The organism is Bacillus sp. 5w2, assembly GCF_054353775.1.
The window spans coordinates 17,429-41,728 of the sequence record NZ_JBTIWT010000021.1 but is presented as its reverse complement, the minus strand read 5'-3'; the positions used below and the strand labels follow the sequence as shown (position 1 = coordinate 41,728).

Annotated in this window: 29 protein-coding genes; 14 read left to right on the top strand and 15 right to left on the bottom strand. The window is 36.6% G+C overall.

Annotated features, from left to right (window positions below):
- Nucleotides 1-37: 37 nt before the first annotated feature.
- The 4 genes from ACXY7N_RS25480 to ACXY7N_RS25465 form a co-directional block, all read right to left on the bottom strand.
- Nucleotides 38-835 (bottom strand): ABC transporter permease, encoded by a 798-nt coding sequence (locus tag ACXY7N_RS25480; protein ID WP_016135932.1) that lies wholly within the window; start codon nt 833-835, stop codon nt 38-40.
- Entirely contained in the window at nt 819-1,478 is a 660-nt protein-coding gene (locus ACXY7N_RS25475) for an ABC transporter ATP-binding protein (protein WP_016085723.1), read from the bottom strand. The genes ACXY7N_RS25480 and ACXY7N_RS25475 overlap by 17 nt, the downstream gene beginning before the upstream one ends.
- A gap of 174 nt (nt 1,479-1,652) precedes the next feature.
- Nucleotides 1,653-1,826 carry an aspartyl-phosphate phosphatase Spo0E family protein gene (locus ACXY7N_RS25470; protein WP_001054621.1) on the bottom strand — a complete coding sequence of 58 codons (174 nt, stop codon included), beginning with the start codon at nt 1,824-1,826 and terminating at the stop codon, nt 1,653-1,655.
- 232 nt (nt 1,827-2,058) lie between these two features.
- Nucleotides 2,059-3,129 (bottom strand): NAD(P)/FAD-dependent oxidoreductase, encoded by a 1,071-nt coding sequence (locus ACXY7N_RS25465; protein WP_016135931.1) that lies wholly within the window; start codon nt 3,127-3,129, stop codon nt 2,059-2,061.
- A 352-nt stretch (nt 3,130-3,481) separates the two neighbouring features.
- Here ACXY7N_RS25465 and ACXY7N_RS25460 point away from each other — a divergent pair, with 352 nt between their 5' ends.
- The 3 genes from ACXY7N_RS25460 to ACXY7N_RS25450 all read left to right on the top strand — a co-directional run bounded on the left by ACXY7N_RS25460 (nt 3,482) and on the right by ACXY7N_RS25450 (nt 5,225).
- Nucleotides 3,482-3,721, top strand: coding sequence for a YuzB family protein (locus ACXY7N_RS25460; protein ID WP_000595027.1), 240 nt, complete (start codon nt 3,482-3,484; stop codon nt 3,719-3,721).
- 243 nt (nt 3,722-3,964) lie between these two features.
- Nucleotides 3,965-4,831, top strand: a complete 867-nt coding sequence (dapF, locus tag ACXY7N_RS25455) for a diaminopimelate epimerase (protein WP_016085725.1) — start codon at nt 3,965-3,967, stop codon at nt 4,829-4,831.
- Between the two features lie 40 nt (nt 4,832-4,871).
- Nucleotides 4,872-5,225, top strand: coding sequence for a HesB/IscA family protein (locus tag ACXY7N_RS25450; protein WP_000573830.1), 354 nt, complete (start codon nt 4,872-4,874; stop codon nt 5,223-5,225).
- A gap of 106 nt (nt 5,226-5,331) precedes the next feature.
- Here ACXY7N_RS25450 and ACXY7N_RS25445 read toward each other — a convergent pair whose 3' ends face one another.
- The gene (locus ACXY7N_RS25445) at nt 5,332-5,895 is read right to left on the bottom strand and encodes a GNAT family N-acetyltransferase (RefSeq protein ID WP_016135930.1); all 564 of its coding nucleotides are present in this window, start codon (nt 5,893-5,895) and stop codon (nt 5,332-5,334) included.
- Nucleotides 5,896-6,062: 167 nt separating this feature from the next.
- Here ACXY7N_RS25445 and ACXY7N_RS25440 point away from each other — a divergent pair, with 167 nt between their 5' ends.
- Together ACXY7N_RS25440 and ACXY7N_RS25435 are read left to right on the top strand one after the other, a co-directional pair.
- A complete protein-coding gene (locus ACXY7N_RS25440) occupies nt 6,063-6,203 on the top strand; it encodes a methyltransferase (protein ID WP_088084560.1) in 141 nt (46 codons plus the stop codon).
- Nucleotides 6,204-6,308: 105 nt separating this feature from the next.
- Nucleotides 6,309-6,662 carry a YxeA family protein gene (locus ACXY7N_RS25435; RefSeq protein ID WP_016085727.1) on the top strand — a complete coding sequence of 118 codons (354 nt, stop codon included), beginning with the start codon at nt 6,309-6,311 and terminating at the stop codon, nt 6,660-6,662.
- A gap of 27 nt (nt 6,663-6,689) precedes the next feature.
- On the opposite strand, the gene ACXY7N_RS25430 is transcribed toward ACXY7N_RS25435, so the two are convergent.
- Complete coding sequence (locus tag ACXY7N_RS25430) at nt 6,690-7,151, bottom strand: 2-thiouracil desulfurase family protein (RefSeq protein ID WP_016135929.1); 462 nt, start codon at nt 7,149-7,151, stop codon at nt 6,690-6,692.
- 79 nt (nt 7,152-7,230) lie between these two features.
- Here ACXY7N_RS25430 and ACXY7N_RS25425 point away from each other — a divergent pair, with 79 nt between their 5' ends.
- Entirely contained in the window at nt 7,231-8,112 is an 882-nt protein-coding gene (locus ACXY7N_RS25425) for a helix-turn-helix domain-containing protein (protein ID WP_016135928.1), read from the top strand.
- Between the two features lie 17 nt (nt 8,113-8,129).
- Here ACXY7N_RS25425 and ACXY7N_RS25420 read toward each other — a convergent pair whose 3' ends face one another.
- The 3 genes from ACXY7N_RS25420 to ACXY7N_RS25410 all read right to left on the bottom strand — a co-directional run bounded on the left by ACXY7N_RS25420 (nt 8,130) and on the right by ACXY7N_RS25410 (nt 11,297).
- Complete coding sequence (locus ACXY7N_RS25420) at nt 8,130-9,377, bottom strand: MFS transporter (RefSeq protein WP_016085730.1); 1,248 nt, start codon at nt 9,375-9,377, stop codon at nt 8,130-8,132.
- Nucleotides 9,378-9,705: 328 nt separating this feature from the next.
- Nucleotides 9,706-10,182, bottom strand: a complete 477-nt coding sequence (locus ACXY7N_RS25415) for a GyrI-like domain-containing protein (protein ID WP_016135927.1) — start codon at nt 10,180-10,182, stop codon at nt 9,706-9,708.
- Nucleotides 10,183-10,307: 125 nt separating this feature from the next.
- Nucleotides 10,308-11,297: an NAD(P)/FAD-dependent oxidoreductase gene (locus ACXY7N_RS25410; RefSeq protein ID WP_367888565.1), complete on the bottom strand. Its 990-nt coding sequence runs from the start codon at nt 11,295-11,297 to the stop codon at nt 10,308-10,310.
- A 462-nt stretch (nt 11,298-11,759) separates the two neighbouring features.
- Between ACXY7N_RS25410 and ACXY7N_RS25405 the strand changes: the two genes are divergently transcribed.
- The 5 genes from ACXY7N_RS25405 to pepA all read left to right on the top strand — a co-directional run bounded on the left by ACXY7N_RS25405 (nt 11,760) and on the right by pepA (nt 16,253).
- Nucleotides 11,760-12,968, top strand: coding sequence for an NAD(P)/FAD-dependent oxidoreductase (locus ACXY7N_RS25405; RefSeq protein ID WP_016085732.1), 1,209 nt, complete (start codon nt 11,760-11,762; stop codon nt 12,966-12,968).
- A 122-nt stretch (nt 12,969-13,090) separates the two neighbouring features.
- A complete protein-coding gene (locus ACXY7N_RS25400) occupies nt 13,091-13,597 on the top strand; it encodes an NUDIX hydrolase (protein WP_488592680.1) in 507 nt (168 codons plus the stop codon).
- Entirely contained in the window at nt 13,594-13,911 is a 318-nt protein-coding gene (locus tag ACXY7N_RS25395; protein WP_000027007.1) for a YuiB family protein, read from the top strand. Before ACXY7N_RS25400 ends, ACXY7N_RS25395 begins: the two co-directional genes overlap by 4 nt.
- Before the next feature lie 85 nt (nt 13,912-13,996).
- On the top strand, nt 13,997-14,623 hold the full coding sequence (locus tag ACXY7N_RS25390; RefSeq protein ID WP_016135925.1) for a 3D domain-containing protein: 627 nt from the start codon (nt 13,997-13,999) through the stop codon (nt 14,621-14,623).
- Between the two features lie 145 nt (nt 14,624-14,768).
- Nucleotides 14,769-16,253 (top strand): cytosol aminopeptidase, encoded by a 1,485-nt coding sequence (gene pepA, locus ACXY7N_RS25385; RefSeq protein ID WP_488592679.1) that lies wholly within the window; start codon nt 14,769-14,771, stop codon nt 16,251-16,253.
- A gap of 51 nt (nt 16,254-16,304) precedes the next feature.
- Here the strand turns inward: pepA and ACXY7N_RS25380 are convergent, their stop codons facing one another.
- From ACXY7N_RS25380 to cdaS, 3 genes are all read right to left on the bottom strand, one after another.
- Complete coding sequence (locus tag ACXY7N_RS25380) at nt 16,305-17,363, bottom strand: NADH-dependent flavin oxidoreductase (RefSeq protein ID WP_488592678.1); 1,059 nt, start codon at nt 17,361-17,363, stop codon at nt 16,305-16,307.
- A gap of 115 nt (nt 17,364-17,478) precedes the next feature.
- A complete protein-coding gene (locus ACXY7N_RS25375) occupies nt 17,479-17,790 on the bottom strand; it encodes an ArsR/SmtB family transcription factor (RefSeq protein ID WP_033659982.1) in 312 nt (103 codons plus the stop codon).
- 47 nt (nt 17,791-17,837) lie between these two features.
- Nucleotides 17,838-18,443, bottom strand: a complete 606-nt coding sequence (gene cdaS, locus ACXY7N_RS25370) for a sporulation-specific diadenylate cyclase CdaS (RefSeq protein ID WP_048894611.1) — start codon at nt 18,441-18,443, stop codon at nt 17,838-17,840.
- A gap of 143 nt (nt 18,444-18,586) precedes the next feature.
- Between cdaS and ACXY7N_RS25365 the strand changes: the two genes are divergently transcribed.
- The gene (locus ACXY7N_RS25365; RefSeq protein WP_016085739.1) at nt 18,587-20,311 is read left to right on the top strand and encodes a phospho-sugar mutase; all 1,725 of its coding nucleotides are present in this window, start codon (nt 18,587-18,589) and stop codon (nt 20,309-20,311) included.
- 108 nt (nt 20,312-20,419) lie between these two features.
- A complete protein-coding gene (gene galU / locus ACXY7N_RS25360) occupies nt 20,420-21,307 on the top strand; it encodes a UTP--glucose-1-phosphate uridylyltransferase GalU (RefSeq protein WP_016085740.1) in 888 nt (295 codons plus the stop codon).
- A 104-nt stretch (nt 21,308-21,411) separates the two neighbouring features.
- Here galU and ACXY7N_RS25355 read toward each other — a convergent pair whose 3' ends face one another.
- From ACXY7N_RS25355 to ACXY7N_RS25345, 3 genes are all read right to left on the bottom strand, one after another.
- Nucleotides 21,412-22,248 carry a hypothetical protein gene (locus ACXY7N_RS25355; RefSeq protein WP_016135920.1) on the bottom strand — a complete coding sequence of 279 codons (837 nt, stop codon included), beginning with the start codon at nt 22,246-22,248 and terminating at the stop codon, nt 21,412-21,414.
- Between the two features lie 147 nt (nt 22,249-22,395).
- Nucleotides 22,396-22,989 (bottom strand): biotin transporter BioY, encoded by a 594-nt coding sequence (locus tag ACXY7N_RS25350; protein ID WP_016135919.1) that lies wholly within the window; start codon nt 22,987-22,989, stop codon nt 22,396-22,398.
- Between the two features lie 50 nt (nt 22,990-23,039).
- The gene (locus tag ACXY7N_RS25345) at nt 23,040-23,783 is read right to left on the bottom strand and encodes a DUF3298 and DUF4163 domain-containing protein (protein ID WP_098486569.1); all 744 of its coding nucleotides are present in this window, start codon (nt 23,781-23,783) and stop codon (nt 23,040-23,042) included.
- A gap of 96 nt (nt 23,784-23,879) precedes the next feature.
- On the opposite strand from ACXY7N_RS25345, the gene ACXY7N_RS25340 reads away from it, so the two are divergent.
- Nucleotides 23,880-24,263 (top strand): hotdog fold thioesterase, encoded by a 384-nt coding sequence (locus tag ACXY7N_RS25340; RefSeq protein WP_016085744.1) that lies wholly within the window; start codon nt 23,880-23,882, stop codon nt 24,261-24,263.
- The last annotated feature ends 37 nt before the right edge of the window (nt 24,264-24,300 follow it).

Sequence of the window (24,300 nt, the reverse complement as noted above, 5' to 3'; positions counted from 1 at the left end):
GCGAACAGTGCACCATTTACCGAGCAAGTAGTACGACTTACCGCGCACCATAGTCAACTTCTTTCAACTGACACCGCTTATTAAAGAAGGTCTTATATCCAAGCTGTAAGAAGATAATGACAGCGAAAGCGGTACTTCCTGAAATACCGAGTATGATGGCGATTTGATATTGAATGGCTGTAAATGGTGAAACACCAGCTAATATTTGACCGGTCATCATGCCCGGTAAGCTTATAATCCCCATTCCGACCATAGAATTGATTGTTGGCAAAATAGCAGAGTCAAAAGCGTCGCGTATGAGTGGAGCAGTTGCTTCTTTCGGTGTTGCACCGAGCATAAGTGCTCCTTCAATTTGACCTCTTTGCGATTTCATGTTGTTTAAGAATGTATTTGCACCGAGAGAAACACCTGTCATTGCATTTCCAACTAACATTCCCGTAATCGGAACGATATATTGCGGCGCATACCAAGGATCATGCCCGATAATAACAAAGATAAATAGTAGAAGTGGCCCAATTGATCCGGCAACCATGGAAAGAGCGGCTACTCGTTTTAAGTCTTTTGACATCGGGATATTGACTCGTTTATAAATATTAAAAATTGCAAAGGTAGTAATAGAAGTAATAAGAGCAATTGTATAAAATGGATTACTATTTTCAAATACGTATGTAAGGACATAGGCAACAAGTACAAGCTGAATCGTCATACGGAATGTTGCGAGTGCAATTTGTTTTTCACGCGGAATACCTTTTAATTTTACAAGTCCAATTAAAATAAGAATGAAAATATATGCAGCGGCAAGTTGCCAAATTTGGAGTTCAATAACGCCCTTCAACTGAGAGCACTTCCTTTCTAGTTGCACCGTTTGCTTTACTAATTTCAATAATGTCGTCTGCAATTTCTTCTGGAAGTTGTTGCGAGTGTGTGATGAAGATAACTGTTTTTTTCTTTTCTCTTGCCAGTATAGTGAATTGTTTCATAACGCGGCGTTCTGTATCACTATCTAGCGCCGAGGTTGGTTCATCTAATAAATAGACAGGTGGATCCATAAGTACGATACGTGCAAAAGCAAGTCGTTGTTTTTCCCCGCCTGATAATGAATCAGCGTTGTCTTCTAAATTTTTTTCTAAGCTAACAGTCGCTAATGCGCTTCGCAGGGCATCATCATTTGGAAATGGTTTTTCAGAAAGACGAAGTCCCATTAATAGATTGTCTTTAATGGTTCCATCGAAAATAGGTGGCGTTTGCCCAAGCATAACTACGTCACGTCGTAATTGAATAGGGGGATAATCAGAAATTAGTTTTCCGTTATATTCAATTGTGCCAGATGTTGGAGATTGTAGATCATTTAACATGCGGAGCAAGGTGCTTTTTCCACTCCCGCTTTCACCGATAATACATGTGATTTTTTCTTTTTGAATCTGTAAATAAGGAATGTGTAGTATATCTTTATAGGTAACGTCTTTTAATATAAACATAAATTGCTCCTTTCAGATTCTAGTTATCCCGCTATTTGCGGGCAGTAAGCCCCCACCTCAAAATTCAGCGAAAGCAAAGAAGTTAGGTGGGGGGCGGGCTGCCCGTAAAAGCCCGATTGGTGAGGGCTGATTAAAGTTTCACTTTATATCGTATCAAAAAAGAGAAGAGAACGGTTATAAAGAGCAACGTTTTTTCTTCGTCTTGAGTTTTATTAATAAGTTAAGTAAACGATCTAATTCTTGGCTGAAAGAAATTACTTTATCATGAGTGAATCCGTACTTTTCAACGAGATAGATCAATTCTTTCTTCTTCGCTTCTATTCGATCGTTTAGTTTCGTTAAGTTCATAAGTGAAATGAAATGCCTCCTGTAAAAGTATTTACAACATAAAAAATAAGACCGAATGACTTCGGTCTTAAAGGAAATAATAAACAACTTATAAATAGCATACACTGTTTATCACTAGTTTTTAATATAAAAATGAAAAATAAATCATTATCCATGTTGAGAAAGATGTGTCTGATAATTATATTGTAACTAATAAAAGAGGCTGTCTACATAGTAGACAGCCTGTAAAGTATTAACCCTTATGATATTTGTACATCCAAAGAAGACCTGATTTTAACAATCTCGGTACACGCCCCATTAATGGTTGGTTTGCTAGTAAACCGAAGCCGTGCTTCTTACCAAGAGAACCGAGAACACCTTTTAATTTAATTACAGGTAGTTCATCAGGAAGTGGCTCATTATTCCAACGTTTTAATAATATTTGGACAATTTGTTCTCCTTGACCTTCAGCAAGTTGAGCAGATGGTGCATGTGGAAGTGCTGCACAATCTCCTACAACGTAAACGTGCTCGTTATTTGGAATATTGTGATATTTTGTTAAAACAACCCGTCCGCTACCATCTTGTTCAACTGGAAGGTTTCGAACAACTTCATTTGCTTGAATACCAGCTGTCCAGACGATTGCATCACATTCAAGTGGCTCATCGTGGTTGTACACAATATTTGGTTCTACTTTTGTAATGTTAGAGTTTCGTATAATGTTAACTTTATGCTTTACAAACCATTCTTCTACATATCTACTTAATTTCTCTGGATATGGGAATAAAATTCTATCTTTTCGATCAAATAAATAGATTTTTAAATCAGAACGGCTTTCGCGAAGTTCACTTGCTACTTCAACGCCACTTAAGCCCGCACCAACAACAGCAACTGTTGCATTCGGTTCTAGACTATTTAATTGTTCATATGTCTTACGTGTTTGTTCAATCGATTGTAGACTGTGCGTATATTCCTTTGCTCCAGGAACGTTATGATATTTATCTTCACAGCCAAGTCCGATAATTAAATCATCATATTGGATTGCTTCGCCGCCATCAAGATGAACAGCTTTTTCTTCGAGATCAATATTTGTTATTGTGCCGTATTGAATATTAAGGCGTGGGTGCTCAGGAAACGGTATGCGAATATGCGTTTCTGAAATTGTACCCGCTACTAATGCATAATATTCAGTTTTGAAACAATGGTATGGTACTTTGTCGATTAATGTCACTTGTACATCATCCGGAAGTTGGTTGTTTGGAAGTAGCCGTTGCAGAATTCTCATTCCACCGTAGCCGCCACCTAGTATTACGAGGTGTTTCATGATGGATTACCCCTTTTCTGTTGAAATATCCCCTAATCACACAATTTTATATTAATAAAATATTTCGACTTTACTCAATCAAATTATATCGAATTTGTGAACAAATAACAATGCATGAATGAATACTCTGTTGTACAATAAGAAGAAAAGTAAAGTAAACTGTTTTCATTTTTTAGTTACTATTTCATTATGAATAGCATGTTATATAAAATAAAACCATCTACTTTGAAGTGAAATAGTGAAGTAACTAAATAGTTTAGAATGTATAACGAAAACAACAAGAGAAAACTTAGTTTTATTCTTATAGATAAGGTCAGAAAGTAATTTGTTTTGTAGTACAGGGGGGAGAATTTTGATTAAACCGTTAATTGAATTTTGTGTGGGTAACCTTGCGAGTGGCTCACAAGCAGCTTTAGAGAAATTAGAAAAAGATCCGAATTTAGATGTAATGGAGTATGGTTGTTTAGGATATTGTGGTATTTGTTTTGAAGGACCATTTGCACTTGTAAATGGTGAAGTAGTACAAGGTTCTACAGTAGAAGAACTTGTCAATAATGTATATGAGTATTTGGATGAAAATCCAATGTTTTAAGGTGTTGCAATCGGCAGCACCTTTTTCTTTTTCTATTAGATAAAATCCTATTTCGCAGGGGAGGATAATATTGTATATAAATAAAAAAGGCCCTTTTAGAAGGGCTTTTTTCTTACACAATTTGCGCAAGAATGGCTCATCGCCAAATGTTGTCAAATATGAGAAACGGGGGACATTCATATTGTGTTCTAAAAGCATGCATTTTATACTTAAAATAACAAATTATTTTTGGAGTGAATACAAATGAGCCAATTTTCTTTTACAAAAATGCATGGTCTTGGCAATAGTTATATATATGTAAATATGTTTGAAGAACAAATTCCCGAAGAAGATTTAGCTCTTGTGGCGGAAAAGGTTTCAAATATTAATACTGGTATTGGAGCAGATGGAATGATTTTAATTTGTCCATCTGACGTAGCTCCGGTGAAAATGCGCATGTTTAATAATGATGGTTCAGAAGGAAAGAGCTGTGGTAACGGTTTACGCTGCGTAGCGAAATATGCGTATGAGCATAAACTAGTAGAAGATACAGTTTTCGCAATTGAAACGTTAGCTGGCATTGTAACGGCGGAAGTAACGGTAGTAGAAGGGAAAGTTACATTAGCGAAAATCGATATGGGAGCGCCTCGTTTAACACGTGCAGAAATACCGATGCTTGGTGAAGGTGAAACGCCATTTATTCGTGAAAACTTCTTATACAATAATCATCGTTATGCATTTACAGCTGTTTCAATGGGGAATCCGCATGCAGTTATTTTTGTTGATGATGTAGAACAAGCACCTCTTACAACACTTGGACCAGTTCTTGAGACACATGAAATGTTCCCAGAGCGAGTAAATGTTGAATTCATCGAGATTTTGAATGAAGAAGAGATGAACTTCCGCGTTTGGGAACGTGGATCTGGCGTAACACAGGCTTGCGGAACAGGGGCGTGTGCTGCGGTTGTAGCCTCTATTTTAAATGGAAAGATGGAACGTGGTAAGGAAATTACAGTTCATTTAGCTGGTGGCGATTTAATGATTGCATGGACAGAAGAAGGCAATGTGTTAATGAAAGGACCAGCGGAAGTAATTTGCCGCGGAGTGTATGAGTACAAGATAGAAGCGTAAAGATGTATAATAGAATGAGAACAGAAAGGATGTGTATTTCATGATTGAAGTAACAGAACAAGCAGCTTTTCAAATTAAAGATATGTTAAAAGATGCTGAAGATGGAGAGAAGTACGTGCGCCTTGCTGTACATGGCGGCGGATGTACGGGCCTTTCTTACGGCTTAGGATTTGAAGTAGAACCAAAAGAAGACGACACAGTTCTTGAGTTTTTCGGTGTTGAATTTGTTATCGATACAGAAAGTGCTCCAATTGTTAAAGGAGTAAAAATTGATTATAAACAATCTATGCTTGGCGGTGGATTCACAATCGACAATCCAAACGCAATCGCATCATGTGGATGTGGATCATCTTTCCGTACAGCGACGAATGCTGGTAAGCCAGAAGAGTGCTAAGTTTTTAGTAGAAATAGAGAAAGACCTTTTTAGCGATGAAATAAAATCGTTAAGGAGGTCTTTTCTTTTGCCATAAAAGCCTAATTGGCGAGGGCTGATTAAAATTTCACTTTATCTTTGCATAGATGCAAGTATCAGTTAGTTGTTTGCCGTCAGCTGAAAGATCTTCATTACGTAATATCCCTTCAAGCTCAAAACCTAATTTTTCAGGAATCGCACGACTTTTCGTGTTATTACGTTCACATCGTATTTCAATCCTTCTAAATTTGAATAACTGAAATCCAAGGTTTATTAACGCATTTACTACTTCTGTCATATATCCATTGCCACTAAATTGCGTGTTAATCCAATATCCAATTTCACATTTAGAAACCTTCCAATCAATGCCGTGAAGGCTAGCGGTTCCAATAAAATCATTCGTCTCTTTATGATAGATAAGATAGCGAAAGCTTTCTCTTTTCAAAAAATCTATATGCGCATTTCTCAGGAGAATTTCCGTTTCTTCAACAGTAGGAATGGACTGGAATAAAGACAACCACTGCTTTAATTCACTGATTGAATCTTTAATAGCTTCATGTACTACATTCCCTTCACCTGCTTGAAGGGGGGCTCGAAGAATGAGTCTGTCTGTTTCTATTTGTAACGGAACATCTAATAAAATAGGATTCATATTATTTCTCCTCTCGAAACCTTTAAATTAGGACAGAGTGAAACTTATGTAAAAAACTTTCGCTCAAAAGCTAGAAAATAATAAATACATATTCAATTCATCATTTAGAAATCCCTTTTTACATATTGAAAATGAAACGGTTAGTTGAATAAGGAATGATTATTTTTTTGATTTTTTTCTTTTGCATAATTAGAAGTTGGTTTATGTGTATGAAGAAGTTTAATGAAGTGGTAGCAACTCATCTAAATTTAAAATCTGTACTCATTCCAATTGGTGACGGAATGATGGTTTCTAAAGTGAAGAAATAACTATTATCTTACAAAAGTGTAATGTTCATGTCATGTTTTTGAATTTCTTCTTTAAGCTCTGAGATTTAAGATAACAATATAAGAAAAAAACATGAGGTGAAGGAAATGAAAAGATATATTGCACTGTTTAGTATTTTAGTTGTATTCGCAAGTTTGTTAGTTGGTTGTGATATTAACCGTATGGGGAAAGATGAGTATTACGTTCAAATCACAGTAGATGGAAAAGAGTATAATGGTAAGTCTGATAATGGTGAGCCGTATAAAAATTACGAATATAAGTTAACTGGTTTTGATAAAGAGGGAAAAGAAAAAGAATTAGAATTCACAGCTCAAAAAAACTTACGTAAAGATGCATTCTTACGTGTATATCATTCAGATAAAAAAGGTGTATCGGCTTGGGAAGAAGTAAAGAAAGATGAGCTTCCTGCGAAAGTGAAAGAAAAGCTAGGTGCAAAATAAGAATAAAAAAGGAATTGACGAACAAGGTCAATTCCTTTTTATATTCTCAAAATCCTCTTCTGAAATGACTTTCAATCCATGTCTTTTGAATAAAGCAGCTGTTACTCCGTAACCAGTTTGTTTATTTCCGTTAAATTCTCCAGTGTAAATCGTAGAACTACCACAAGATGGACTGCGTTCTTTTAAAATAATATATTCTGGATGTAAATTCTTAATTTGTTCTAGAGCTTTATAAGCACCACTCACGAAAGATTCTGTGACATCTTCACCATCTTTTGTCATCACTTTCGCTTTTCCATCCAAAACATCATCGCCATTCCCGCCAATAATTTCAGCTGAGGGACGAGGCGTTGGCAATCCTCCTAGTACTTCAGGACAAATGAGGACTGTATCTTCTTGTTGCAGCAGCTCCTCTATTTTTGAAACGAGATTGTCATTTCCATCATACCGACAAGCGATACCACCTAAACAAGCGCTAATTACGATCATATTTTCATCTCCAATAAAAAATATTCAATGTCACGCCAATTTCTCTTCCTGCCTCTTACTTATATATGAGGTGATATAAATGGGAAGCTTATATAATTTAATGAAACCATATAGTGAATTTCGAAGTAAAGAAGAGTTTAATACATATCAAAAACAAGTTTTGAAGTGCTACCGATTCCAATTAAATAAAACGGATGCTATCATTATTCATTTTTTAGGAAAGTATGCGGTGAATGAGAAACAAAAAACAGTAGGAGTTGCTTGTCCGTTAATGGAGACGATTGCAACGAATGTTGGAAAAAGTATTCGTACAGTACGCCGCTCCATTGCAAAGTTAGAGGAACTAGGAATTATAAAGCGTGTTGCAACAAAAGAAAGACATAGACGCGGCGGGTATAGTGCGAACTTATATGTATTTCTTACATCTGCGATTGACCGCATGGATGACCGTATGAAAATGTCCGCTTGTAAAAATGAGGATAATGCAGCTAGCTGTAGTAAAAATGAGCAAAAAAGCGCAGGGGAAACAATTCTTTTTAAAAACATTCCACAAATAAAAGAGAATAGAAAAGGAACGTATGAGCTTGATGAGACGTATTGTCGTCATGATATACCGAAGCCTTTTATATACGCACTTGTGCCGATGACGAGTAATCCGAAGAAGATTAATATATTTTGGAGTAAGGTGGAACTTGCGTATAAAAAGAGCGGATTACTAGAGCAAGGTGTGTTACTGGAGCAAATATTAGCTGATGAAGAAGTGTATGGAAATTTCATTTGGCGAGTGAAGAGTGTTGTGAGAGCGTATAAATACGGGGAAATCCGTAAAAATGTTAAGGCTCTTTTATACAGTACAGTGCGGGATCTATTTTTAGAGGTTGGATTAGAATGGGGAGCAGCTGTGAGAAGAAGTAAGGGAGTACCGTTATTTGATCCGTTTAAAAAAGAGCCATGCGTATAACACATGACTCTAATTAGCTAATCGAACTTTCTTACAACTGGAACACGAATCGCTACAAATAGTACGAAGACGATAACGGCGATTGCACCGCTTTTCATAACGGTTACGATTGGAATTCCTATTGCAAGCGCGATTGATGTGAATGCATAAGAAAGCGGGATAAAGCCCATTGATGATAGCATAAGTAAACTCATTACGCGTCCCATCATTTCTTCTTTTACTGTTGATTGAATCATCGCCATAAGCGGAACGATCGCCATTGCGATTGTAATACCGTAAAACATGCCGGCTAATAATGCTTGCCAAAGTACGGTGCTAAAGTTGATGGATAAGAAGAATACACCAGACAGTAACATCATGATAATGCAAAATAGACCGCGTCTACGATTAATATTTTTTAAACCGACAATGACAGCGCCTATTGCCATTCCGCCGCCGACAGATGCTTCTAAGTAACTGAACTGGAGCGAGTCACCGTGCAGAACATTTTTAATGAAAAGCGGGAAGCCGACTTGCATCGGACCAATTAAAAATAGGTTTAAAAAGGCGCTACAAAGAAGGAAAGTCGAAAGGAATGGTGATTCCTTTACGTATAAAATTCCTTCTTTAATAGAAGTGAACATGCCTTTGTCTGTATTTTGCTGTTCTGGCATCGTAAATTGTATTTTTTGAACGAGTATGGCTGCGACGATTAGTAATAAAATCGTGATTGAAAAGATCGTTTCATAGTTCGTAAATTTGATAAGAATGCCGCCAAGTACAGGACCTAAGATAACCGATGCTTGGTTTGTCATTTGTGTAAGTGAGTTTGCTTGTGTTAAACGGCTTTTTTCTACAAGTTCAGGTAAGATAGATCCGTCAGCTGACCAGAAAAAAGCATCAGCAAGTCCGAAGAATAAAGCGAATAAAGCAAATGTATATAGTGTTACATCACCTACGATGAACCATGTAAGGATGGTTGCGACAAGAATAGCACGAATAATATTAGAATAAAACATAATGTTTTTTTTCGGGAATTTATCAGCTACAGCACCGCCGATAATCATAAAAATAAGCCTTGGAACACTAAGAGCTACGAAAACAACACCGAGTGAAGCTTCAAGGTTTAATGTTTTTGCTATGTACCACGTTTGTGAAAAAGTAAAAAAGGCTAAAGCAAAGCTTGAAAAGAGAGTAGCTGCCCAAAGAAAAAGGAAATTTGTATTTTTTAATAACGGTTTTCCGCGTCCCTCTAAAGCAGATTTATTTTGTTGTAGTTCCTCCATATTGCTTCCTTTCTATGTGACAAATTTAAACTAAAAAACCTGTTAACAATAGTTTTGTTCCGCGTTAACGGGCAGTAAAACTCCCACCTCAAAATTCGGCTCGAGTAAAGAAGTTAGGTGGGAGACCAACTGACCGTAAACGTCCGATTGGTGAGGGCTAATACTCAGTGGGGGATGGACAAAACCCCCACTGAGTATAGTTTCACTTTATACAGTTTCTAATATTTCTATACTGCACTTTCTCATTGTAGACAATAATAATGAATTTGCACAGTGGCTATTTAACGACAAAAAAGAAGATACCAAATGGTATCTTCTTTTTTGTCGTTCAGGCTAAAGCAATATAAATATCCAGTTGTACGTTGGTTGGATCTAACGCTCTTTCATCATAAAGCTCAAAGTCTGTTGTAAAAGCACGTTTGTTTTCTTTTGACCATTGCCAAATATATTCCCAAGCCTCACAAACGACTTCAGCGACGGGTCCCTTTCTCGTCGTAAATACCGCATACGTAGCGGCAGGTATTGTTAAAGTTGTCATATTTTCAGGTACGTCTTCTAATGAAGAAACGGGCATACCGATTGTAAATTGATATGTACCAGTTTCATTTGATTCGTAATTTGAGTAGAAAGCGAATGTTTCTTTCGTTTGTTGATTTGGGATGTGATGCATGATTTGTTCTTGGAAGTAGCGGTTCCAAAGTTGTGGGATTTTTCCTTCAGTAGATGCCTCTTTTTCATTTGTCGTCGTGATCGAAACGCCGATTGCTTGGAAAGCTTCTTTTTTTACGATCTTAGGTTCTTTCATTTTAAAATATCCCCCTTATCATATAGAACGTTTGTTCTTATTTATTGTAACATATTTTGGAAGGATACGGTAGCACAATAATAAAAGAACTCCTTCACGTAAAAGGAGTTCTTTTCATTTCTATATTAAAACATACTCGAGCTATGCATCGGTTGAAGTTTTGCGCTTGGATCGAAGTAAGCTTTTGCATTGTTTACTGCTGTCGGTGCTTCACCGAAGCCGCAAGCGATGAGTTTTACTTTTCCTTCATATGTACAAATGTCACCAGCAGCGTAAATGCCAGGAATATTTGTTTCCATTTTCGAATTCACGAGAATGCTGTTTTTTTGTATATCTAAGTCCCAGTTTTTAATTGGGCCAAGGGAAGAAACGAAGCCGTAGTTTACGATTACATCATCAACATCGATGATAATTTTTTCTTCCGTTTTTACATGCTGAAGAACGACTTGTTCAATGTTGTCATCACCAATGAGTTCTACTGGAACGTACGGTGTGCTTACTTCTGCACGAGAATTCATTAAGCTTTCTACGCTATGTTCATGCGCACGGAATTTATCACGGCGATGAACGATTGTAACTTTGTCAGCGATTGGCTCTAACATCATTGTCCAATCAACCGCTGAGTCGCCGCCGCCAAATACTACGACGCGCTTACCAGCAAATTTATTCATATCATCAACGAAATAATGTAAGTTTTTCTTTTCATACTTTGCTGTACCTTCTAATTCTAAACGGCGTGGTTGGAAAGCACCATTGCCGGCAGTAATAATAACTGATTTAGAATAGTGAGTCTGCTTATTCGTAACAAGTTTAAATATACCGTCAGCTTGTTTCTCAAGCGTATCAACAGCTTCTTCTAAACAAACCGTTGGATCAAATTTCTTCATTTGCTCTTTTAAGTTATCAACTAATTCTTGTGCGCGCACTTTTGGAAATCCAGCTACATCATAAATGTATTTTTCAGGGTAGAGTGCGGATAATTGTCCTCCAAGCTGAGGTAAGCTTTCAATGATTTTTACACTTGCTTGTCTCATACCGCCATAAAATGCTGTGAATAGTCCTGTTGGACCACCACCAATAATTGTTATGTCGTAAACTTTTTGATTTTCTGCCACTTTCATTCCCCCTATAGATGGAATTTTGATATTGATTTCATATATTGTTCATATGTACACGAAAATCCTGCAAATGATGACACTTTCAAATAAATGATAGCATATTTGAGTTCATAATACTTCTGAAAACGACTGAATTGTGTGTAAGTTTTCGCATAGATGCTTTTTAAATTGTATAAAATATGGGGAAAGGAAAATACATGAAAAAAAGGCTGAAAAACCCTTGAAAACGCTATGTTATTTTAAAATATTGATAATTCTCCAGACGCTTGAATTCTGTAATAAAACCGACTAATATAGGGAAGTATTATGTTAAATTTCTATGACAAAATTCGTACGATTTTTTGACTGCGTTTTGTTATGATATAGAATGTGATAAATTCCACATTCTTGACAAATAGAGTTTTTAGTACTTGGTATTATTTTTCATTACTATTATATAAAGAAAAGGGTTGTGATTTGGTGAAGACTCCAAAAATCGTAGTTTTAGGTGCAGGTTATGGCGGGATGATTACGACTGTTCGTCTGCAAAAAGCATTATCTGTAAATGAAGCTGAAATTACGTTAGTAAACAACAACAGCTATCACTACCAAGCGACTTGGTTACACGAGAGCGCAGCTGGTACATTACAAGATGAAAAAATCTGTCTAGATATTCAAGACGTTATTGATACAAATAAAGTGAACTTTGTACAAGATACAGTAGTAGAAATTAAAGCTGCTGAAAAACGCATTATCTTAAAAGACGGTGAGTTAGAGTATGACTACTTAGTAATCGGTCTTGGTTTCGAATCAGAAACATTCGGAATTACAGGATTAAAAGAGCATGCATTCTCAATCGCTAACATTAATGCAACTCGTCAAATTCGTGAGCATATGGAAGCTAGTTTCGCTAAATATGCAACTGAACAACGCGATGAGTTAGTAACAATCGTTGTTGGTGGTGCTGGATTTACTGGTATCGAGTACGTAGGTGAGCTTGCGAACCGTGTTCCTGAACTTTGCAAACAGTACAATGTACCACGTGAAAAAGCACGTATCATCTGTGTAGAAGCTGCTCCAACAGCACTTCCAGGTTTCGATCCTGCATTAGTAGAATACGCTGTGAAACAACTTGAGAAAAAAGGCGTAGAATTCCGCATCGGTACAGCGATTAAAGAAGCAACTGAAGAAGGTATTATCGTTGCAAATGGCGATGATACTGAATTAATTAAGTCTGAAACAGTAGTTTGGGCTGCAGGTGTTCGTGGTAACGGTATTGTGGAAGAGTCTGGCTTTGAAGCAATGCGCGGACGTGTAAAAGTTGATGAGTACATGCACGCTCCAGGATACGAAGATGTATTCATGGTTGGTGACGCAGCGTTAATCATTAACGAAGAAATTAATCGTCCATACCCACCAACAGCACAAATCGCAATTCAACAAGGTTACAACATTGCACATAACTTAACTGTGTTAGTTCGTGGCAAAGGTGAAATGAAAACATTCGCATTCGACAATAAAGGGTCTGTATGTTCTTTAGGTCATGACGATGCAATGGGCGTTGTTATGGGCAAAAAGTTAACAGGTTGGAAAGCTTCCTTCATGAAGAAAGTTATCGATAACCGTTACCTATTCTTATTAGGTGGACCTTTATTAGTTCTTAAAAAAGGTAAATTAAAGTTCTTTTAATATATAGTAGAAGAAGCAGAAACGGCTAAGAGCTGTTTCTGCTTTTTTCATGTGAAAAATATAGTATAATATATAAAAAGAAAGAATATTCTGTTCGTTCTGGTAGAGGAGGGTATTACATCATGGAGAAGCGAGGGAAAGTGTGGTTAGCTGTCAGTGGCCTAGTAGCTACAAAAGATGGCAGGTGGCTATTCGTTAAGAAAAAATACAGTGGATTAAAGGGGAAATGGTCTTTACCGGCTGGTTTTGTAAATGAAGGTGAGACGGTTGATGAAGCTGTGAAACGTGAAGTGTTAGAAGAGACAGGTATTGTCGCTCATGTGAAGGGGATCATTGGTGTTCGATCGGGCGTGATTCGCAATGAGATTAGTGATAACATGATTATTTTCCTTTTGGAGCCTGAAGGAGAAAACATTATTGTACAGGAGAAGGAATTGTCTGAAGTAGCATTTTTACATCCAGAGACGATTGAGGACGATCCTAATACGTCGCTGCTTATTAAATATTTGCTAGAAGGAAGATCAGAGCTGCATCTTGAGATGAATAAAACATTAGATCCAGGAGAGCAATTTGGTTATACAGCCTATCACGTATTTACGGCGCAGACGAAGGAGGGGGAGAAAGAGTGAGTATACCGGTACTACTTATTTCAATGATGTTATTTTTTATTTTGTTTTTTGGAATTGGATTTTTACTCAACATGATATTGCGAGCGACATGGGTAATGGTTATTGTGTATCCGATTGTTTGTATACTTATTATTAATAAGGCGAGTGTGTGGGATTATTTTTCAAAGCCGAAAGAAACATTCTCTTCATTTGGGACAAGTGTATCGCATTTAGGACAAGCAGATGTGTTTATTCTATCTACTGGATTAGTAGGCGCTGCTTTAGCCGGAATTGTAATTAAGAAGCTTCGGAAAAGCGGATATCAAATGTTTTAATCTCCAATTCATATGGAGATTATTTTTTGCATATTCCTTCATCGTATAGGGAATGATTAACGATGAAGGAGTGTGGAATATAAAAATGTTAAAACGATATTGTATTCGCATTATGATGACTTGTTTACTTGCAATCGCATTATGCGTAACATGGAAGGCTTTCACAGGAGTTTCTTTATTAGAGATTGTAAAGACATATGAGGGAACGAGTGCAAAAGAAGTACATGCAGCAGAAGTTAAGAGAAACGTTGCTCCGAGTAAAGAAGTGATAAATGCTTTAGAGCAGGCAAACGACTGGTCTAAATATCGTTCAATTGAAATGACTGCAACAGGTTATACGTCGGGAATTGAGTCAACTGGTAAGAGGCCAGGACATCCAGAGTATGGTATTACATATTCAGGTGTTAAAGTGAAAAGGGATTTATATTCCACAATCGCTGCGGATTTACGCGTATTCCCGATCGGAACGATTCTATTCGTGCCAGATTACGGGTACGGGGTTGTTGCTGATAAGGGTGGTGCTATAAAAGGAAACCGTCTTGATCTATATTATGATACGGTGAAAGATGTTTATAGCCAATGGGGTAAGAAAAAAGTAAATGTATACGTAGTAAAAATAGGAAATGGTAAGTTTACAGAAGAAGAGTTAACGATGTTAAATGAAGACGAAACGATGCAAGTGTTTCGTGGTCAATATTTAAAACAAAGATAGTCTAGTGGGAATTACGCTAGACTTTTTTATTTTATAATAGAAGAAATATGGATTATATAGGATGCAATAGAAGTTAGAATTGTCGCATTTTATCGAAAATAAAGTTATAATAAAGGTAGAGTAGAGAAATTTAGGGGGTCTGAACATGTTTCAAGTACAAAAAGAATTAGCAAGCCATGAAGCGGTGATTGTTGCCTTATTTGAAGAAGAGAAAACGAGTAGTTTTGTACAAGAACTGGACAAAGCTTTTGAAGGACAATTACAAGTTTTATTAGAAGAAAAAGAACTTTCTACTAAGAAGAAAGCTATTTCAAAAGTACATAGTTTAGGAAAAACAAATGTGAAACGTTATTATTTCGTTGGTTTAGGTAAGAAAGAATCTTATACGACGGAAACATTACGTGCGGCTCTTGGTAAGACGTTTAAAACGTTACAGGCAGCAAAAGTACAAGATGCAGCAATCTTACTTGATTCTTTCGTAACAGAGAAATTAGATGCGATTGATGTAGCTCACATTGCAGCAGAAGTACAAGGTCTTGGTACATATGAGTTACAAACGTATAAATCAGATAAAAAGGATCGTGTGGAGCTAGAGAAATTCACGGCTATTACAGCGGAAGATGCACAAGAAATTGAAGCTGCATTAACAGTTGGTTACGTACATGGACGTGCAACAAATTCAGCTCGTACACTTGTAAATATGCCGCCAAACGTATTAACAGCGACGAAGCTTGCTGAGTATGCTGTTGAATTAGCGGAAAAGTATGATATGGATTATAAAGTTCTTGAGAAAGAAGAGATGGAAGATCTTGGTATGGGTGCATTACTTGCAGTAAACCAAGGTTCTACTGAGCCACCGAAAATGATTGCTCTTATTTATAAAGGAAAAGAAGAGTGGACAGATGTAATTGGATTGGTTGGAAAAGGAATTACATACGATACAGGTGGTTATTCTTTAAAACCGCGTGAAGGCATGGTTGGTATGAAGGGTGATATGGGCGGCGCAGCTTCTGTTTTAGGCGCAATGGAAATTATCGGAGAACTTCGCCCAGAGCAAAATGTGATCGCTGTTATTCCGTCAACGGATAACGTTGTAAGTGGTACAGCATTTAAGCCGGACGATGTGATTACGTCTATGAGCGGAAAAACAATTGAAGTATTAAATACAGATGCAGAAGGTCGCTTAGCATTAGCTGACGGTATTACGTATGCGAAAAAATTAGGTGCAAACTATCTGATTGATGTTGCGACATTAACAGGTGGTGTAATTGTTGCACTTGGAAATCATACGACAGGCGCAATGACAAACAATGAAGAGTTGTTTGAGCAAGTGCTAGAGGCATCTATGGAAACAGATGAATCAATTTGGCAATTACCGATTTTTGATCGTGATAAGGAACGCGTGAGAAACAGTAAATTTGCTGATTTAAATAACTCACCAGGCCGCGAAGGACATGCGGTTATGGCAGGTACATTCTTAGGTGAATTCGCTGAAGATACACCTTGGGTACACTTAGACATCGCTGGAACATCTGAATCATCAGGAGCGCATGATTTAGGGCCAGCTGGAGCAACAGGTGCAATGGTACGTACACTTGCAACACTTGTTGAACGTTTCGGAGAAGAATAAAAGAAAAAAAGCAGTTCCGAAATGGAAGACATCCATTTCGGAACTGCTTTTTTATAACCAAGATTCCCATAATTTTTTCCACATAGGATCTGGAATAACTAATCGATTCTGGTCTTCAGGTGATATTCTTAGTGCAATATTCTGTTCTTCATCACGTTCGATTTTCTTAATCCACTCTGGTTCTATAAGAAGTTCTTTCCCAAGTGCAAGGAGTGGAATGCCCGATTGTAATGCTTTCAGTGCATCATCAGCTGTTTGAATAGCACCAACGCCAATTAATGGAATACGTTCTCCAACTTTTTTCATAATCCATTCCATACGGGTATGATGTTTTTCCACACCTCTTCTCGGAAGTGACCAAAAATCACCATTTGATATGTGGAGATAACTTAATTCTGTATTTGCAAGTTGGTCCATTAATTGTAACGAATCAGCCATTGTAAATCCTTGTTCACCAGCTTCTTCGGGAGAAATTCGATATCCGACAATAAAAGATTTATTTGCATATTGTCTTGCCGTTTCTAAAACAGTTTCTACGACAGCTAATGGGAATGTAGTACGATTTGTAAAAGAACCACCGAATTGATCTTTACGGTTATTTGTTTGCTGGGAGAAAAACTGGTGGATTAAAAATCCATTGGCACCATGAATTTCAACACCATCAAACCCTGCTTTAATCGCGCGGAGAGTTGCTTGGCTGAAAGCATGAATGAGCTGCATGATCTCATTTTCGGTTAATTTTTGAATGTAATCTGAATGTGAGCTAGCATGTAAGCTTTTATGACCAGCATGAAAAATTTGTAAAATAGCTTTTGCACCTTGCTTTTTTATTGCAGTAGCAAGCTGCGTTAAATCATGAATAGTTGCATCTGAATCTGCTGCAAATCCTCTTTCCCAGGCTTGTCCATCAGCTTTAATATGGGCACAACCCGTTATGACCATACCAATACCATTAGCGCGATGGGCATAATACGAGAGTTCTTCTGCAGATACTCCTCCATCTTCTGTTGCGGATATTGTTGTCATTGGAGCCATAGAAATTCTATTTTTAATTGTTGCTCCATTTTGGAAAGTAAATGGCTGGAAAAGTAGATCGTATTTTGCGTTCATAGTTGAAAAGCTCCTTTAACGTATATGTAATTAGATTTCTATATATCTATTATTTTAGATTAACTTATGGTTAATTTAATCAGTGAAGACTATCTCCACTGATTAAATAGTGACTTTAAAGTTCATTTTGGACATATTCAGTAAATTGGCGAATGGTTTCTTCATTTCGTTGATAATATGTCCACTGTCCTACTCTCTCGGATTGTAACAATCCAGCTTTTTGCATGTTCACCAAGTAACTAGAAATTACGGATTGTGCCATGCCAGCTTTTTTTTGAATTGAACCTACACAAACACCAGTTTTAAAATCGTCATTTTCAGGTAGATGACATTGTACTTCAAAATGTTTCTTAGGATCTTTTAACCATGACAAGATTTGCCGACGAGTTTCATTGGATAATGATTTATATATTAATAAAGGTTCCATGTTTGTTATTATATCTATTTTTACAGATATGTCAAAGAGGAAGGTTTTCATAAAGAAATCGTATATAAAGTCCCGTTTAAAGCAAATGAAGTGCGCCCCGTTTCTTCAGAGACAACTAATATAAGTGCATCGCTTTGTTCTGATAAGCCAATTGCAGCTCTGTGACGTGTTCCTAGCTCAGAATCAACTTCGGTACTTTTCGTTAATGGAAGAATATTAGCTGCTGAGACAATATGATTATTTTTAACGAGAACGGCTCCGTCATGAAGAGGGTTACCTGGATAAAAAATGGATTCGAGCAATGGTGCGGTTAAATGGGCATTTAAAGTTGTTCCGGTTTGAATGAAAGGATGGAGTGTCTCGTTTCGTTCCACAACAATAAGAGCACCATGTTTTCGGGCGCTTAAATGCTGGATAGCTGTTGTGATGAACTGCGAGCTTTCCGTATAAGGTGATAAATACGCTTGAATATAGTATGTAGCTGCCAATGTTTGTACATTTGCTAACATATGATGAATATCTTCCATTTTGCACAAAATACATTCATCTTCTTTATCGATTGCTTGCCTCATAATTGATAATTCTTTTTCAGCAATTTCAATCATTTGCTTTGTTTGTATTTTGAGCTCTTCTGACAAGCCCCATTCTTGCATAATCCTCATTCCCTTTAGTGGAGTATTTAACCATAGTGTATACAAATATTCCTAGTAAAATCCTGTTAGATTGTAAAAAATATTGAGATACAGGTTGTTTTTTTCATATAATAAAGATATGACAAGCGAGAGGAGATAAAAGTATGAACTGGAAACAAGAATTTAGTCGCTGGCTTTCATATGCAGAGTTAGACGCAGAACTAAAAGAACAGCTAGAAAACATGAAGCAAGATGAGAAGAAAATCGAGGACAGTTTTTATAAAAATCTAGAGTTTGGCACAGGTGGTATGCGTGGTGAACTTGGTGCTGGTACGAACCGTTTAAATGTATATACAGTTCGTAAAGCAACACAAGGATTAGCAAAGTTTATTGAAAAATTAGGTGAAGAAGCGAAGAAGCGCGGTGTTGTTGTTGCGTACGATTCTCGTCATAAATCACCTGAATTTGCTATGGAAGTAGCTGCTACACTTGGTGCGCACGGCATTACAACATATGTGTTTGAAAGCTTACGTCCAACGCCAGTACTTTCTTTCGCAGTTCGTCATTTACATACAGTAAGTGGAATCGTTCTTACGGCAAGCCATAATCCGCCTGAATATAACGGTTATAAAGTATACGGTGAAGATGGTGGGCAGTTGCCTCCAAAAGAAGCTGATGAGTTAATTAGCTACGTAAACGCAGTAGAAGATGAATTAACAGTTGAGGTTGCTGATGTGGAGCAATTAAAAGCTGACGGTTTATTACATATTATTGGACAAGAAGTAGATGATGCATATGCTGCAGAATTGAACAATGTTATCATTAATAAAGAAATGGTACAAAAGGTTGGGAAAGATTTAAAAATCGTCTTTACACCACTACACGGAACATCAAATATTTCTGTACGCCGTGGTTTAGAGGAAGTTGGATTTACAGATGTAACAGTTGTAAAAGAGCAAGAGTTACCAGATCCAAACTTCTCTACAGTGAAATCACCGAACCCAGAAGAGCATGCAGCGTTTGAGTATGCAATTCGTGACGGTGAGAAGGTAGGCGCAGATGTGTTAATCGCAACAGATCCTGACGCGGACCGCCTAGGTGTAGCAGTTCGTAATCATGAGGGTGAGTTCCAAGTATTAACTGGTAACCAAACAGGTGCACTAATGCTTGATTACTTATTATCTCAAAAGAAAGAAAACGGAACGCTTCCAGAGAATGGTGTTGTATTAAAAACAATCGTAACGTCTGAAATTGGCCGTACAATCGCGAAAGCATACGGTTTAGATACAGTTGATACGTTAACTGGATTTAAATTTATTGGTGAGAAAATTAAACAGTATGAAGAAAGCGGACAATACGAATTCCAATTCGGTTATGAGGAAAGCTATGGTTATTTAATCCGTCCATTCTGCCGCGATAAAGATGCAGTACAATCTGTTCTATTTGCATGTGAAGTAGCTGCATACTACAAATCACAAGGTAAAACGTTATACGACGGTCTATTAGAAGTATTTGAGAAGTACGGATTCTTCCGTGAAGATCTTGTATCGTTAACGCTAAAAGGAAAAGATGGAGCGGAACAAATCCAAGAGATGATGGCAACATTCCGTGAGAATCCTCCGAAAGAAGTAGCGGGCTTAACAGTTGTAGCAGTTGAAGACTATAAAGCGAGCATCGTTACATCTTTACAAGATGGACATAAAGAAGAGATTCACTTACCGAAATCAAATGTGTTAAAATATCAATTAGAAGATGGTTCTTGGTTCTGCCTACGTCCATCTGGAACTGAACCGAAGATCAAGTTCTACTTCGGTGTTCAAGATAATTCTTTACAAAATAGTGAACAAAAGTTACTTACTATTAAAGAAGATATTATGAATCGTTTATAATATAAAGTAATTTTAAGTAGTAGGGAACAAAAGGGAGCGAAACCTCCCTTTTGTTCTATGTAAGGAAATAATCGTTATTGATTCTGACAGAAGAGAGGGTATTTTGTGATGAAAAAAGTAAGAAAAGCCATAATCCCAGCAGCTGGATTAGGAACACGTTTTTTACCAGCAACAAAAGCAATGCCAAAAGAAATGTTACCGATAGTAGATAAACCAACTATCCAATACATTGTAGAAGAAGCAATAAAATCAGGAATCGAAGATATTATTATCGTTACTGGTAAAACAAAGCGCTCTATTGAAGATCATTTTGATAATGCATTTGAGTTAGAGCAAAACTTATTAGAAAAGAAAAAGTATGAGTTACTTGAAAAAGTACAGGCTTCTTCAAAAATGGTAGATATTCACTATATCCGTCAAAAAGAACCAAAAGGATTAGGGCATGCAGTTTGGTGTGCACGTAAATTCATCGGTGATGAGCCATTTGCTGTTTTATTAGGTGATGATATCGTTCAAGCTGAAAAACCATGTTTACGTCAATTAATTGAAGAATATGATAAAACGCTTTCTTCTGTTATTGGTGTACAAACGGTTCCAGAAGATGAAACACACCGCTACGGAATTATTGATCCGTTAGAGCAAGAAGGACGCCGTTACCAAGTTCGTAATTTCGTTGAGAAACCAGCAGCAGGTACAGCACCTTCAAACTTAGCAATTATGGGACGTTACGTCTTAACACCTGAAATCTTCATGTTCTTAGAACAGCAACATGTTGGTGCTGGTGGTGAAATTCAGTTAACAGATGCAATCCAAAACTTAAATGAAATTCAACGTGTATTCGCTTACGATTTCGAAGGAAAGCGCTACGACGTAGGTGAAAAGTTAGGATTCGTTCAAACGACAATCGAAATGGCCCTGCAACACCCAGAATTACGTGATGACATGGTTCCGATGATGCAGAGAATTTTAGAAGAATACACGAATCAAGATTCTTAATATAGTGATATAATCCCCTGTTGGATGAGCGATAAAGAAACGTATGTATTGCTTAATCTAAAGGGGTTTTTTTGGAAAAAAAAGACACTCAGGAGAGAGTGTCTTTAATTTTGATCAGTAGGCTTTAGCTCATCAGCTTTGGATTTAATTTCATCAGTAATAGCGATATTAATATTACCAGCTGCTTTTTTGTATTCCTGAATTAATGAATTAACGTTTTGGTTAAATGAAATTAAGCTGCCACTTGGAGATTGGGCTTGTTCGTTAAGAGCAGTGATAATCCCGTATATTTTTTTATATTCTTCATAGGTTTCTTTATATTTATTAGGCTGTTCTTTTGCAGCTTCAGAGACTAACTTTAAATCATTTCCCATATTGCTATAAAACGTATCAACGGTTGTAATCATTCCGTCAATTTCTGTTCTCTTAGAACTTAGTGCATGATTGAAGTCATGTCTTTTATCTATTGCATTTGACCATGTAGTGGAATACTCGGATAATACGTAAGATGCTGCATATTTAAAGGTGTTTATATTATTATAAAAAGATGCTGCGGCAATTAAGTAATTATCTTCTTTTTTCTTTTGTGCTTGAAGAGCTTGATACTCCTCTTCTATATTTGTTACTTTTGTTATCGTAAAGAGAAGAACGATGACGGATATAACTGATGTAAGAAATAGTATTATAGATGTTATTAAAGATTTTTTGGCTGGTAATTTTCGTACTTTCTTAATGAATCCAATAACAATAAAGATTAAAGCTGCGCATAAACTAACTATAGTAAGAATTAAAAAGAAAAATGCTAGGCCGTTTCCGATGGTATATGGCATTCCTAACTCGCTATTTCCATATAATTTGTAACTGATGCTCATGCCTAGTATGAAAAATAAAGATAGTACTCCGACACTTACTTTAATAAGTGTATTTTTTGATAGATTCACTGATTTTCCTCCAAAACATTGTTCTAATTAGATGTGCAAAATATAAGATTTGCTGAATTAGCATAACAAAAATCATTTTCAATATGTGTCGTATATTGTCGAAAAATAAAAAAGAGTTATCTTAACATAGTAAGATAACTCTTTTTATTATGAAATCGTCGAATGAGAATGCTGATAAGCGGAACGACGTACAGCATAGTATATACGAGGTGCGATAATAGCACCGATAATTGTAAATACAATATCTTTTACTGCGAACCACATCATAATCATCCAAGCAGCTTTATAGCTCATATTACCACCCATGAAGAGATTGACTGCCCCGTACATATAAGTAGTACCGATAATATAAGTTAAAATAATTCCTGTGAAAGAGGCAATTGTAAAAGTAATAAATGTTGGTTTTTCCTTTTGTTCTACGAGTTTTCCTGATACGTAAGCAACGATAATAAATGCGATAATAAAACCACCAGTAGGATCTAAAAGTGCTCCAAATCCAGCTTTGAAGTTAGCGAAGATTGGCGCACCTGCTACTCCAACAAGCATATACACAGTCATTGATAATGCACCAAGTCTACTTCCAAGAAGAAGCCCTGCTAAAATTGCGAAAAATGGTTGCATAGATAATGGGATGCCCGCCACTTGTAGGAATGGGGCCCAAGATACAATATTTGCACCAATAGCCATAAGAGCAACGAACATGGCAGCTAATGCTAAATCTAAAACATGAAATCTTCTCATAATGTTAACCTCCTGTTGTTATTAGGTTAACATTATCGTAGCGAAAATGTTTACTTGTTGTCAATCAAAATATTTTGATAAGAAGGCTTCAAATAGTCTCTTAGCAACGTATACGGAATGCGAAATTGCGGAATTCCACTTGAATAAGGAGCAATCTCATATAAAGAGAAATAAATGACAAGATTGTCCGGTTCTAAAAAGAAGTGGAACTTTTTCGTGCTCATGACCTTTTCAGTTGCATCAGGAAAATAAATGCTTTCATTTTGTTTAATTTGTCTTACAATCTCAGCACGGATTACTTCTTTATATGTATCTTCTTTTTGAAATAAATCGTCTAAGTGTAGTAACTTTTTTTCGTTTAAATCAAATGTGTTTGCCTTCCACGTATAAAGACCATGTGCCCCGCCTGTATATTGATAGTAATTCACATATAGGCTAAGAAAAGGTGGTTTATTTAAGGAGACTTTATAATCAACATTCGCCACGTACGGATGAAATGGTGTACTAGATTCTTCTGTTTCTGTATAATATTTTTTTGCGTCTTTTTCTAATTTGGTTTTAAATTTGTCAGTAGATTTTTTGTAATAGAAATTGAGCTTATTTTGAAATTTAGAATCGGAAAAATTGTGAAACGAAGGTCTGCTAATTTGATATTCTATATAAGGTTTCTTACCTTTTTGCGTTACAGTCTTCACATCGATTGTCAGGTTAGATGTTTTGGCTGCTAGTGCACAATTTGGTACAATAGTCAGCAAGGAGAACATAAGCAGTAATATACAAAATTTCTGTTTCATTTAGGTGAAACCTCCTTATATAAGTGTTATAGGTAGTTTGAAAATAAATAGGTAAAATTATACATTTTAATTAAAGTTAGAGAAGGGGGAAGCGATATGGCAAAAACTTTAATGGATTCACTTGGAATTGAGTTGTTAGAGATGACAGAAGATAAGGTGGTTGCTACGATGCCTGTTGATGGGCGTACGCATCAGCCATTTGGATTTTTACACGGTGGTGCTTCTGTTGCGTTAGCAGAAACAGTAGCAAGTGTCGGTTCATACAATTTAATTGATCAAGAGAAATGCATCTGTTTCGGTCTAGAAATTAATGCAAATCATATTCGCTCAAAGAAAGATGGAATTGTAACAGCAATCGGGACACCGATACATAGAGGACATTCAACGATGGTTTGGGATATTCGTATCATTGATGAGAATGATGAATTACTATGCATATCAAGATGTACAGTAGCAATTAAAGAAAAACGTGAAAAATAGAAAAGAGGTTGCTCCTTAGAGCAACCTCTTTTTCTTA

Excerpts from the sequence above, each read along its gene's own strand:
- cdaS (WP_048894611.1), bottom strand. The coding sequence starts at position 18,443 with ATGCAAGAATGGGGCTTGTCAGAAGAGCTCAAAATACAAACAAAGCAA.
- ACXY7N_RS25415 (WP_016135927.1), bottom strand. The coding sequence starts at position 10,182 with ATGAAAGAACCTAAGATCGTAAAAAAAGAAGCTTTCCAAGCAATCGGC.
- ACXY7N_RS25425 (WP_016135928.1), top strand. The coding sequence starts at position 7,231 with ATGGGAAGCTTATATAATTTAATGAAACCATATAGTGAATTTCGAAGT.
- galU (WP_016085740.1), top strand. The coding sequence starts at position 20,420 with ATGAAAAAAGTAAGAAAAGCCATAATCCCAGCAGCTGGATTAGGAACA.
- ACXY7N_RS25345 (WP_098486569.1), bottom strand. The coding sequence starts at position 23,783 with ATGAAACAGAAATTTTGTATATTACTGCTTATGTTCTCCTTGCTGACT.
- dapF (WP_016085725.1), top strand. The coding sequence starts at position 3,965 with ATGAGCCAATTTTCTTTTACAAAAATGCATGGTCTTGGCAATAGTTAT.
- ACXY7N_RS25420 (WP_016085730.1), bottom strand. The coding sequence starts at position 9,377 with ATGGAGGAACTACAACAAAATAAATCTGCTTTAGAGGGACGCGGAAAA.
- ACXY7N_RS25365 (WP_016085739.1), top strand. The coding sequence starts at position 18,587 with ATGAACTGGAAACAAGAATTTAGTCGCTGGCTTTCATATGCAGAGTTA.
- ACXY7N_RS25445 (WP_016135930.1), bottom strand. The coding sequence starts at position 5,895 with ATGAATCCTATTTTATTAGATGTTCCGTTACAAATAGAAACAGACAGA.
- ACXY7N_RS25390 (WP_016135925.1), top strand. The coding sequence starts at position 13,997 with ATGTTAAAACGATATTGTATTCGCATTATGATGACTTGTTTACTTGCA.
- ACXY7N_RS25400 (WP_488592680.1), top strand. The coding sequence starts at position 13,091 with ATGGAGAAGCGAGGGAAAGTGTGGTTAGCTGTCAGTGGCCTAGTAGCT.
- pepA (WP_488592679.1), top strand. The coding sequence starts at position 14,769 with ATGTTTCAAGTACAAAAAGAATTAGCAAGCCATGAAGCGGTGATTGTT.
- ACXY7N_RS25465 (WP_016135931.1), bottom strand. The coding sequence starts at position 3,129 with ATGAAACACCTCGTAATACTAGGTGGCGGCTACGGTGGAATGAGAATT.
- ACXY7N_RS25340 (WP_016085744.1), top strand. The coding sequence starts at position 23,880 with ATGGCAAAAACTTTAATGGATTCACTTGGAATTGAGTTGTTAGAGATG.
- ACXY7N_RS25450 (WP_000573830.1), top strand. The coding sequence starts at position 4,872 with ATGATTGAAGTAACAGAACAAGCAGCTTTTCAAATTAAAGATATGTTA.
- ACXY7N_RS25475 (WP_016085723.1), bottom strand. The coding sequence starts at position 1,478 with ATGTTTATATTAAAAGACGTTACCTATAAAGATATACTACACATTCCT.
- ACXY7N_RS25430 (WP_016135929.1), bottom strand. The coding sequence starts at position 7,151 with ATGATCGTAATTAGCGCTTGTTTAGGTGGTATCGCTTGTCGGTATGAT.
- ACXY7N_RS25435 (WP_016085727.1), top strand. The coding sequence starts at position 6,309 with ATGAAAAGATATATTGCACTGTTTAGTATTTTAGTTGTATTCGCAAGT.
- ACXY7N_RS25350 (WP_016135919.1), bottom strand. The coding sequence starts at position 22,989 with ATGAGAAGATTTCATGTTTTAGATTTAGCATTAGCTGCCATGTTCGTT.
- ACXY7N_RS25380 (WP_488592678.1), bottom strand. The coding sequence starts at position 17,363 with ATGAACGCAAAATACGATCTACTTTTCCAGCCATTTACTTTCCAAAAT.
- ACXY7N_RS25375 (WP_033659982.1), bottom strand. The coding sequence starts at position 17,790 with ATGGAACCTTTATTAATATATAAATCATTATCCAATGAAACTCGTCGG.
- ACXY7N_RS25470 (WP_001054621.1), bottom strand. The coding sequence starts at position 1,826 with ATGAACTTAACGAAACTAAACGATCGAATAGAAGCGAAGAAGAAAGAA.